Consider the following 10,570-nt stretch of genomic DNA (forward strand, 5'->3'; position numbering starts at 1 on the left):
GTTATCGATTAAAACTCATTCTGTAACAAAAAAGCCTTGGACAGCTCTTACTGCCCAAGGCCTTAAAGACTCAGTTTGGTGAAAAGATTAGCGGTTCGCGACCACTTCTCCACAAATCACCATCAGTTGATCACGCAACCAGATATGACCTTTGTCCTTTTCACTTGATTCGTGCCAGCTCAGATAACCTGAGATTTTGGCATCCGCAAATGGGAAGTCGAGGATCTGAAGCTCATCGCGATTTGCGGCATTTTCTGCCATCCAACGAGGTGCAACGGTGACCAATTCAGATTGGCCAACAACGTACAGTACATTACTCAAGCTGGTGCCTTCGTAGTATGACTGGCAATCAAATTCACGATACGCCAACTCAGAGAAGCTACGTTGACCATGCACTTTTGACAGCTTGGCGTGTTTTTCAGCCGTCAGTTGCTCTGCGGTGATATTGCTTTGAATGCGTGGGTGTAATTTTGATGCGACTACCACCAACTCATCTTGGAAAATTTCAGTGCTAGAGAAGCCCTGATCATCAAAACGAGCATAGTCGATAACAAAATCAATCTCTTGATAACGCATACGTTCTGCAATTTGGCGATCAAACTCTGCATCCAAATGAAGTTGTACGCTTGGAGCCAACTCATCAATAGATGCCATGATTTGAGGTGCAAAACGCAGATCACAAGGGCTGCAGATCGCCAGCTTAAACAGTCGAGTCGACGTTTCAGGAGTAAACACTGAACTTGGCAGCTCATTACGGATCAATTGCAATGCTTGACGGATTGGGCCAAACAGTTGACGAGCGCGTTGAGTTGGCTGGATACCACGCCCTTGGCGCATAAACAACTCGTCATTGAACATCACTTTTAAACGCGCTACGGCATTACTTACCGCAGGCTGTGACATACCTAAATTATGTGCCGCACGAGTGATGTTTTGCTCTTGCATCACGGCGTCAAAAACGGTTAACAGGTTGAGGTCTACGCCTCGTAGGGTGCTTTCCATGCGGTAACTCGCAATGGCACTCATTGCGTCTTTTTTATCTAACATTTGCATGCCTCACAGTGTAATCACCAACAATAGATATGCATAAATCGAAGGTGAATAGATAAGCGCTGTTTTTAATATTTACCGCCCAGATACTTGGTGGATGGCGAGTAATATCGACTAATCATTTGAGGCTATGCAATAGCATTGACAAAAAGTCAGTTAATTTTAGCCATTGCTAAAAAAAAACCTTATTAATCAAGACTATTAATTTTTATAAAAATCTATAAAAATGCAATCTTAATGAATTTTTATTAATTATTGACCTGAACTATGATTTACTCATTTACCACACACTAACATTCACGTTTAAAATGTTTTAACGGCGAATTCATTGAGACAGTGGAATCGTTACCCAAAATGGCATAACTCGGGAAATCGACTTTTTGCCAGAGCTTTAGAGACAACTCAGAGCTGCTCTCCCATTTCCCTTGCAAAATCCACTCAACTAGAGCTTGAGCAACATCAGGATAGAACACTCGCTCCGCTTGTTTTTCATCTAACCACAGGCGTAAGCTGGCAGGGTCCAGAAATTCCATCACACTCGCCAGCCCAAGTGTTTCAAGGGTTGCAGCATTACTAAGCTGTTCAAACTGTCCCAATAAGGGTTTCATCAATAATTTTTTCCCCAGAGTTAAGGCTTCCGAAGGTAATTCAAAGCCACCACTGGTGACCACACCATGACATTGATGTAAATGATGTTGGAAATCCCCGTGGTGTAAACGGCACAATTGAACATTTTCGGTTTGCTCATTCCCTTGTACGTCAGGGTGATAACAGATGAAGTGAACATTAGTGAACCTATTAAGTAACTCACAGATTTCATTAAGATTTTCGAATGGAAGGTAAACAAGAATAAATGCCTGATGACAGAGCGGCTGCTCTGGCGTGTAGATAATAGGCGGCAAGATTGGTTGATCGAAATGATACCAGTGCAAACCTAGATGATATTGGGCTGGAGCAAAGTGACGTAAGATCGCCTTATCGATCCAAGAAGCTCCTTTTAAAGGTACGGGAAACAAAAACGCATTTTGATGGCTAATACCAATACAAGGAACGTTTTGCAATTTAGCAGCCCAAGCAGTAACAGGCTCAAAATCATTTAAAATCAAATCGTAACCTGAAAGATCCAGAGCTCGTACATCTTGCCAAAATTGCCACAGATTATTCCTACGCAAGGTTTTGACGTAATTAACGTGCCCATTTTCCGTAGCAAAAGTTAGCCCTTGTCGTGTTTGGAAATCACCAAAGCATTCCATCGAAAAATAGTTCGCGGCAGTCCTACCAGAAAAAAGATAATCGACTTCAACATGTTGTTGCTTAAGTGCCGCACACATGGCTCTTGAACGCGCAATGTGCCCATTCCCCGTTCCTTGCACTCCATAAAGAATTTTCAAATGGCTTTCTCCACAACAGTGATCGCATAAGTCGCACTACCAATCCCAAGTAACGCTCCGGCAAGAACATCACTCACAAAATGAACACCCAACAAAACTCTCGCAAAACCAATTAACCCAGCCCAGATTATGGCGAGTGCGTACCAATGAGGATAGATATAACCAATCAGAGTCGCCATCACGAAAGCCGCAGCAGTATGCCCAGAAGGCAAGCTGTAACGGTCACTAGGCGTTATGTAAGCGGTTACTAACGATGAGAACTCTTGCGGACGACGACGCTGAAAGCTATTTTTCAACACCCAATAAATCGGCAGCTCAATTGCAAAGGATAGAAGGCCGAGCGTCAGAAAAATCAGCCCATGGGCACTATCTAACCACCAAGCGAGTAGCCCCATAACAGCATAAAGATGTCCATCTCCCGTATGTGAAATCGATTTGCTGAGCCTTGCGACTGGCATGTTGTAACGGTGTTGTAAGCAAAATAATGAAAAGGCTAAATCCAATTTAGCGATAGGTTGTATCACTCGCATCACACATCCTTTTTACCGATGAGGAGATGCTTTGAGCTTATCGGGGGCAAATGACAATCTGGTGAAAATTGCTTGTCGAAATGGTGACACGTAGGCAGGGGATAGCTAAGTAGTAATCAAACCTTGCTCCATTAATTGAATATTATGTCCCACTAACTTCTCTAGAAGCGCCAACGACAGTTATCCATGGATTTTGTGCAACAAAAGGAAAAATCATCAAGCTTAGGTAGGCAATTTTGCATAGTTGTGGATCCATCCCCTCTCAAATCACGCACGGCGACTGACTCAACATATCGCACAAATACTTAGCAATGTGAATGAAAAACCAACTTTGGGGTTGACGCATTGTGTCGAGTACGGTACTAATCTGTTAACTTAATTTGGTGGATTGTTAATGATGACAATGCGTTTTTCTCTCCTGCTAGGCCTACTACTGATCGTGGAACCATCACGCGGGTAGGTTGTGGACGAAGAACACCACACAAGATAAAAAACCCGCAGCCGATGCGGGTTTTTTTATAGCCGATTTTTACAACAATATTCAGGAAGTTAGTCGTTAACTCTAGTGCGAGGAAGCAAACATGAACGATCAGGTGATTATATTCGATACCACATTGCGCGATGGTGAGCAGGCGTTGTCTGCCAGCCTGACGGTAAAAGAGAAGCTACAAATCGCCTACGCACTGGAGCGCTTAGGGGTTGATATTATCGAAGCGGGTTTCCCTGTGTCTTCCCCTGGTGACTTTGAATCCGTACAAACTATTGCTAAACACATCAAAAACAGCCGTGTCTGCGCCCTTTCGCGAGCCGTTGCGAAAGACATCGATGCCGCGGCAGAAGCATTGAAAGTTGCCGAAGCTTTCCGTATTCATACTTTCATTTCTACTTCAACTATCCATGTGCAAGACAAATTGCGCCGTAGCTACGATGACGTCGTAGAAATGGCAGTCAAAGCAGTGAAACACGCTCGCCAATACACGGATGATGTGGAATTCTCCTGTGAAGACGCAGGACGCACACCTATCGACAACCTTTGTCGTATGGTTGAAGCTACGATCAATGCCGGTGCGCGTACCATCAATATTCCAGATACGGTTGGCTACACAATTCCAAGCGAATTTGGCGGCATTATTCAAACGCTGTTTAACCGTGTACCCAATATCGATAAAGCGATCATTTCCGTGCATTGTCATGACGATTTAGGCATGTCGGTAGCCAACTCGATTGCCGCTATTCAAGCGGGAGCGCGCCAAGTAGAGGGAACCATCAACGGTATCGGCGAACGTGCAGGTAACTGCGCGCTGGAAGAGATCGCGATGATCATCAAAACTCGCCAAGAGTTTTTAGGTGTGACTACAGGTATTAAATATGAAGAGATCAGCCGCACCAGTAAGCTAGTCAGTCAGCTTTGCAACATGCCAATCCAAAGCAACAAGGCAATTGTGGGGGCCAATGCCTTTAGCCACTCATCTGGCATTCACCAAGATGGCATGCTCAAAAACAAAAACACCTACGAAATCATGACTCCCGAATCAATTGGCCTGAAAAACCAAGCACTGAACCTCACTAGCCGTAGTGGTCGTGCTGCCGTGAAAAGCCATATGGACTCGATGGGTTACAACGAAAACGAATACAACTTGGATGCTTTGTATGGGGACTTCTTGAAGCTGGCGGATCGTAAAGGTCAGGTATTTGATTATGACTTAGAAGCCTTGATGCATTTCTCCAATTTGCGTGAAGAAGATGACTTCTACAAACTCAACTACTTGAGCGTGCAATCCGGCAGCGTGATGGCCACCACCAGTATCAAACTCCTGTGCGGCGATGAAGAAAAATGCGAAGCCGCCGTTGGTAATGGCCCAGTTGATGCGTTATATCAGTGTATCTACCGCCTAACTGGGTATGAGATTGTACTCGATAAATTCGACCTCACCGCCAAAGGCGAAGGTGAAGATGGCCTTGGTCAAGCAGATATCATCGCGAATTATAAAGGACGTAAATATCACGGTACGGGTGTCTCAACCGATATCGTCGAAGCTTCCGGTCAAGCCTTGTTGCATGTTATCAATAGCATTCATCGCGCGGATCAAATCGCCCAGATTAAACAGAAAAAAAGCGTCGCTACGGTTTAATACTAATACTTCTTAGCTCTACTGAGGTTACTGCTTAATGCTGAGTAGCTTCAGTATTCAAAAACCTTAGGCGCCAAAAACACAACTTAAAAATCGATCATAAAGGACTCGCATGACAGACAAACATTACAAAATTGCCGTATTGCCCGGTGACGGTATCGGCCCGGAAGTGATGGCGCAAGCCCACAAAGTATTGGATGCCATTGAACAAAAGCACGGTATTCACTTCAGTCGTGAAGAACACGATGTCGGTGGTATCGCGATTGATAACCATGGTTGTCCATTACCAGAAAACACTCTGCATGCCTGTGAAGAAGCTGATGCGGTCTTGTTTGGTTCGGTAGGCGGACCAAAATGGGAACATCTGCCACCTAACGAGCAACCTGAACGCGGTGCTTTGCTGCCTCTGCGCAAGCACTTCCAACTGTTTTGTAATTTGCGCCCGGCTCAAATTCACCAAGGCTTAGAGGCCTTCTCACCTCTTCGTGCTGACATATCTGCTCGCGGTTTCGATATTGTGGTGGTGCGTGAGCTGACTGGCGGCATTTACTTTGGCCAACCCAAAGGCCGTGAAGGTGAAGGCGCCAATGAAAAAGCCTTTGATACCGAGGTTTACCATCGTTTTGAAATTGAACGTATCGCGCGAATCGCTTTTGAGTCCGCTCGCTTGCGCCGCAAAAAAGTCTGCTCAATCGACAAAGCCAATGTGCTGCAAAGCTCGATTCTCTGGCGCGAAGTGGTCAGCGAGGTTGCCAAGGATTATCCCGATGTCGCGCTTTCGCACATGTACATCGACAATGCCACCATGCAGCTGATTAAAGATCCTGCCCAGTTTGACGTGATGCTCTGCTCGAACATTTTTGGTGACATCCTCTCTGACGAATGCGCGATGATCACAGGCTCAATGGGCATGCTGCCTTCGGCCAGCATGAACGAAAGCAAGTTTGGTCTGTACGAACCCGCGGGCGGCAGCGCTCCTGATATCGCCGGAAAAAATATCGCTAACCCTGTCGCGCAGGTCTTATCTGCGGCACTCATGCTGCGTTACAGCTTGGGTGAAGAAGCGGCAGCGCGTGATATTGAAAATGCCGTGAGCCAAGCATTAGCAGCAGGTGAACTGACGGCAGATCTCGCAGGCAGTAAACCAGCCCTATCGACCTCAGCAATGGGCGATAAAATCGCAAGCTATATTTTGAATTCATAAGTTTGAGAGTGGGGTTACCCCACTCCTCTTTAGCTCATTGAGCTCAAGGAAGAAGCAATGTCAAAAGCCAAAACTCTTTACGAAAAAATTTACGATGCCCATGTGGTGGTGGCCGCACCGGGTGAAACGCCGATTTTGTACATCGACCGTCATCTAGTTCATGAAGTGACCTCTCCACAAGCCTTTGATGGCTTGCGTGAAAAAGGTCGCTCGGTACGCCAAGTTAGCAAAACCTTTGCAACGATGGATCACAACGTCTCTACCACCACCAAAGACATCAATGCCTCAGGTGAAATGGCGCGAATCCAGATGCAAACGCTTTCCAAAAACTGCGAAGAATTTGGCGTCACTTTGTATGACATAAACCACAAGTACCAAGGCATTGTGCATGTGATGGGACCTGAGCTTGGTATTACCCTCCCCGGCATGACGATTGTATGTGGCGATTCACACACCGCGACTCACGGAGCTTTCGGCTCGCTTGCCTTTGGGATCGGCACCTCAGAAGTAGAACACGTACTGGCCACTCAAACCCTAAAACAAGGCCGCGCTAAGACGATGAAAATCGAAGTGCGTGGCAAAGTGGCTTCAGGCATTACCGCTAAAGACATCGTACTGGCGATCATTGGCAAAACAACCGCAGCTGGCGGTACAGGCTATGTCGTGGAATTTTGTGGAGAAGCGATTCGCGATCTCTCCATGGAAGGTCGCATGACCGTGTGTAACATGGCGATTGAGCTAGGTGCTAAAGCAGGCTTGATTGCCCCTGATGCAACTACATTCAACTACATTAAAGGTCGTAGATTTGCCCCACAAGGCAATGATTGGGATGCCGCTGTCGACTATTGGCAAACCTTAAAAACCGATGAGGATGCACAGTTCGACGCAGTCGTAACTCTTGAAGCGAGCGAAATCAAACCGCAAGTAACTTGGGGCACCAACCCAGGCCAAGTGATTGCCGTTGATGAGCCAATCCCATCACCTAGTCAGTTTGCCGATCCTGTTGAACGCAGCTCAGCAGAAAAAGCTCTGGCTTATATGGGACTTGAAGCTGGCAAAATGCTCTCCGATTATAAAGTCGATAAAGTGTTCGTCGGTTCATGCACCAACTCGCGCATCGAAGATATGCGCGCTGCGGCAGCGGTAGCCAAAGGTAAAAAAGTCGCCTCTCATGTCCAAGCGCTTATTGTACCGGGTTCTGAGCAGGTGAAAGCGCAAGCCGAAGCCGAAGGCTTAGATAAGATCTTTATTGAAGCAGGATTTGAATGGCGCTTACCGGGTTGCTCAATGTGTTTAGCCATGAACAATGACCGCTTAGGGCCTGGAGAACGCTGCGCATCTACCTCAAACCGCAACTTTGAAGGGCGTCAAGGTCGTGATGGCCGTACTCATTTAGTTAGCCCAGCAATGGCGGCAGCCGCGGCGATTGCAGGTCACTTCGTCGATATACGTCAGTTTTAATTCAAGGAGAACCCCATGTCAGGATTTCAGCAACACACCGGATTAGTCGTTCCTCTTGATGCAGCCAACGTCGATACCGATGCGATTATTCCAAAACAGTTTTTGCAAAAAGTGAATCGCACTGGCTTTGGCAAACACCTTTTCCACGACTGGCGATTTTTGGACGATGCGGGTGAAAAATCGAACCCAGAATTTGTGATGAACCAACCTCTCTATCAAGGTGCCAGTATTTTGCTTGCACGAGAAAACTTTGGTTGCGGATCATCACGCGAGCACGCCCCGTGGGCATTAGCCGATTACGGCATCAAAGTTATGATTGCACCAAGCTTTGCCGATATTTTCTATGGTAACTCGATCAACAACCAGATGGTGCCCGTTCGTTTAACCGAGCAAGAAGTGAATGAACTCTTTAGCTATGTTCACAACACGGAAGGTGCAACCATTACCGTTGATTTAGAAGCGCTTAGCGTAGCCGCGAATGGCAAAACTTACCATTTCGAGATTGACGATTTCCGTCGTCACTGTTTACTCAATGGCTTAGACAATATAGGCCTGACTTTACAGCACGAAGCAAAAATTGCGGAGTATGAAGCCAAAATGCCGAGCTTCTTAAAATAAGCATGACTAAGCTGCCTTAATGGCAGCTTTTTTATCGCGAAAGAAAATGCGTTGCCATCGGGTCTAGCTAATCACAATCTCACGATAAGGTTACTCTGATATGAAAACACTCTTCGCTTTCTGTCTTCTGATTTTTTCGAACATCGTTTATGCAGCACCAAAGGCTGAGCTTTGGGCTTATTGGCAAGCAAGTAATAACAATAATACGGCAAGCATCTCTCACCAAGCTTGGCAAAGCATCCTCGATCGCAATCTTGTTCAAGTGGGGGAGAACACCCTCTTTCGCTATGCAGAGGTAACAAAGGAAGATAAAACGCTACTCAATGATTACTTAGATCAACTGTCAAAATTGGATCCAAGAGAATTTAACCGCCAAGAGCAATATGCATATTGGGTTAATCTCTACAACGCTCTGACAGTGAAATTAATTTTGGATAACTACCCAGTCGCGTCCATAACCAAACTAGGGGGCCTATTCAGTTTTGGGCCGTGGGATGAGAAAGTTTTTACTGTGGCAGGACAAACCCTAACCCTCAATGACATCGAGCACCGAATTTTACGCCCTATCTGGAAGGATCCACGAACCCATTATGCGGTCAATTGTGCCAGCCTAGGCTGCCCAAATCTGCAATCCCAAGCTTTTACCGCACAAAATACAGAACAACTACTTAGTAATGCAGCACATACCTTTATCAACAGCAGTAAGGGAGCAACATTGAACAATGACACCTTAATCCTCTCCTCTATTTATGACTGGTTTGCCGTTGATTTTGGTAATAAAGAAGATCTTCTTATTCACCTTGCGCAGTATCGTCCTGAGCTATCTCTTTATTCGGGCAAAATCGACTATCAATATGATTGGAAACTGAACGATGCGAAAGAAAAGAAATAATACAGAAAAGTGAAGTAGCAAAAAGCCGCTGTATCTCTACAGCGGCTTCGTAAATAAAGCCTGGCGATGTCCTACTCTCACATGGGGAAACCCCACACTACCATCGGCGCTACTTCGTTTCACTTCTGAGTTCGGGATGGAATCAGGTGGGTCCAAAGTGCTATGGTCGCCAAACAAATTTTTTGATGTCAGCTTTGAGCTAAGCATCGAAATAAATGGTGCTGATACCCAGAATCGAACTGGGGACCTCATCCTTACCAAGGATGCGCTCTACCGACTGAGCCATATCAGCACACAAAAATTTAAAACACGTTATAAGTAACGTGTTTTGTAAATTTAAAGCCTGGCGATGTTCTACTCTCACATGGGGAAACCCCACACTACCATCGACGCTGTTTCGTTTCACTTCTGAGTTCGGGATGGAGTCAGGTGGGTCCAAAACGCTATGGTCGCCAAGCAAATTCTTTCTCTCTATTTCTAGAGAATAATCTGGAAAGCTGTCTTCGTTCTCACACACATTCTTATGCGCTTAGCTTTGAGTCCAATACAAAACCCCTTGGGTGTTGTATGGTTAAGCCTCACGGGCAATTAGTACAGGTTAGCTCAACGCCTCACAACGCTTACACACCCTGCCTATCAACGTTCTAGTCTCGAACAACCCTTTAGGATACTTAAAGTATCAGGGAAGACTCATCTCAGGGCTCGCTTCCCGCTTAGATGCTTTCAGCGGTTATCGATTCCGAACTTAGCTACCGGGCAATGCGTCTGGCGACACAACCCGAACACCAGAGGTTCGTCCACTCCGGTCCTCTCGTACTAGGAGCAGCCCCCTTCAATCTTCCAACGCCCACGGCAGATAGGGACCGAACTGTCTCACGACGTTCTAAACCCAGCTCGCGTACCACTTTAAATGGCGAACAGCCATACCCTTGGGACCGACTTCAGCCCCAGGATGTGATGAGCCGACATCGAGGTGCCAAACACCGCCGTCGATATGAACTCTTGGGCGGTATCAGCCTGTTATCCCCGGAGTACCTTTTATCCGTTGAGCGATGGCCCTTCCATACAGAACCACCGGATCACTATGACCTGCTTTCGCACCTGCTCGAACCGTCATTCTCGCAGTTAAGCGGGCTTATGCCATTGCACTAACCTCACGATGTCCAACCGTGATTAGCCCACCTTCGTGCTCCTCCGTTACTCTTTGGGAGGAGACCGCCCCAGTCAAACTACCCACCAGGCACTGTCCTCAACCCGGATAACGGGTCTAAGTTAGAACATCAAACATACAA

8 protein-coding genes, 1 tRNA gene, 3 rRNA genes and 1 pseudogene are annotated in these 10,570 nt (G+C 46.3%); 5 read left to right on the forward strand and 8 right to left on the reverse strand.

The genetic code is table 11. The annotated features are described in order from the left end of the window. Positions 1-87: 87 nt before the first annotated feature. The 4 genes and pseudogenes from leuO to VOA_RS19960 form a co-directional block, all read right to left on the reverse strand. On the reverse strand, positions 88-1,047 hold the full coding sequence (gene leuO, locus VOA_RS01215) for a transcriptional regulator LeuO (RefSeq protein WP_000884668.1): 960 nt from the start codon (positions 1,045-1,047) through the stop codon (positions 88-90). A gap of 293 nt (positions 1,048-1,340) precedes the next feature. Continuing rightward, positions 1,341-2,441 (reverse strand): MJ1255/VC2487 family glycosyltransferase, encoded by a 1,101-nt coding sequence (locus VOA_RS01210; RefSeq protein WP_009356181.1) that lies wholly within the window; start codon positions 2,439-2,441, stop codon positions 1,341-1,343. Continuing rightward, positions 2,438-2,971, reverse strand: coding sequence for a phosphatase PAP2 family protein (locus VOA_RS01205; protein ID WP_001263879.1), 534 nt, complete (start codon positions 2,969-2,971; stop codon positions 2,438-2,440). The genes VOA_RS01210 and VOA_RS01205 overlap by 4 nt, the downstream gene beginning before the upstream one ends. 105 nt (positions 2,972-3,076) lie before the next feature. Next, positions 3,077-3,233 (reverse strand): annotated as a pseudogene (locus VOA_RS19960) (TetR/AcrR family transcriptional regulator); the annotation flags it as partial. A 319-nt stretch (positions 3,234-3,552) separates the two neighbouring features. On the opposite strand from VOA_RS19960, the gene leuA reads away from it, so the two are divergent. The 5 genes from leuA (at position 3,553) to VOA_RS01180 (ending at position 9,278) form a co-directional block, all read left to right on the forward strand. After that, complete coding sequence (leuA, locus tag VOA_RS01200) at positions 3,553-5,103, forward strand: 2-isopropylmalate synthase (RefSeq protein ID WP_000999705.1); 1,551 nt, start codon at positions 3,553-3,555, stop codon at positions 5,101-5,103. Between the two features lie 112 nt (positions 5,104-5,215). Beyond that, positions 5,216-6,307 carry a 3-isopropylmalate dehydrogenase gene (gene leuB, locus VOA_RS01195; RefSeq protein ID WP_000130023.1) on the forward strand — a complete coding sequence of 364 codons (1,092 nt, stop codon included), beginning with the start codon at positions 5,216-5,218 and terminating at the stop codon, positions 6,305-6,307. Between the two features lie 57 nt (positions 6,308-6,364). After that, positions 6,365-7,768: a 3-isopropylmalate dehydratase large subunit gene (leuC, locus tag VOA_RS01190; protein ID WP_000030328.1), complete on the forward strand. Its 1,404-nt coding sequence runs from the start codon at positions 6,365-6,367 to the stop codon at positions 7,766-7,768. Between the two features lie 15 nt (positions 7,769-7,783). Continuing rightward, positions 7,784-8,386: a 3-isopropylmalate dehydratase small subunit gene (gene leuD, locus VOA_RS01185; protein ID WP_000012779.1), complete on the forward strand. Its 603-nt coding sequence runs from the start codon at positions 7,784-7,786 to the stop codon at positions 8,384-8,386. A gap of 100 nt (positions 8,387-8,486) precedes the next feature. After that, positions 8,487-9,278 carry a DUF547 domain-containing protein gene (locus VOA_RS01180; protein ID WP_000853567.1) on the forward strand — a complete coding sequence of 264 codons (792 nt, stop codon included), beginning with the start codon at positions 8,487-8,489 and terminating at the stop codon, positions 9,276-9,278. Positions 9,279-9,336: 58 nt separating this feature from the next. Here the strand turns inward: VOA_RS01180 and rrf (VOA_RS01175) are convergent. From rrf (VOA_RS01175) to VOA_RS01160, 4 genes are all read right to left on the reverse strand, one after another. After that, a 5S ribosomal RNA gene (gene rrf, locus VOA_RS01175) occupies positions 9,337-9,452 on the reverse strand. A 42-nt stretch (positions 9,453-9,494) separates the two neighbouring features. Continuing rightward, positions 9,495-9,570 (reverse strand) — tRNA-Thr (locus VOA_RS01170). 49 nt (positions 9,571-9,619) lie between these two features. Next, positions 9,620-9,735: ribosomal RNA gene (rrf, locus tag VOA_RS01165) — 5S ribosomal RNA — on the reverse strand. Positions 9,736-9,845: 110 nt separating this feature from the next. Then, positions 9,846-10,570, reverse strand: a 23S ribosomal RNA gene (locus tag VOA_RS01160); the annotation flags it as partial.

It is taken from the genome of Vibrio sp. RC586 (genome assembly GCF_000176715.1).
Classification (GTDB): Bacteria; Pseudomonadota; Gammaproteobacteria; order Enterobacterales; family Vibrionaceae; genus Vibrio.

Coding starts and splice junctions, on each gene's coding strand:
- leuO (WP_000884668.1), bottom strand. CDS start 1,047: ATGTTAGATAAAAAAGACGCAATGAGTGCCATTGCGAGTTACCGCATG.
- VOA_RS01205 (WP_001263879.1), bottom strand. CDS start 2,971: ATGCGAGTGATACAACCTATCGCTAAATTGGATTTAGCCTTTTCATTA.
- leuA (WP_000999705.1), top strand. CDS start 3,553: ATGAACGATCAGGTGATTATATTCGATACCACATTGCGCGATGGTGAG.
- leuB (WP_000130023.1), top strand. CDS start 5,216: ATGACAGACAAACATTACAAAATTGCCGTATTGCCCGGTGACGGTATC.
- leuC (WP_000030328.1), top strand. CDS start 6,365: ATGTCAAAAGCCAAAACTCTTTACGAAAAAATTTACGATGCCCATGTG.
- leuD (WP_000012779.1), top strand. CDS start 7,784: ATGTCAGGATTTCAGCAACACACCGGATTAGTCGTTCCTCTTGATGCA.
- VOA_RS01180 (WP_000853567.1), top strand. CDS start 8,487: ATGAAAACACTCTTCGCTTTCTGTCTTCTGATTTTTTCGAACATCGTT.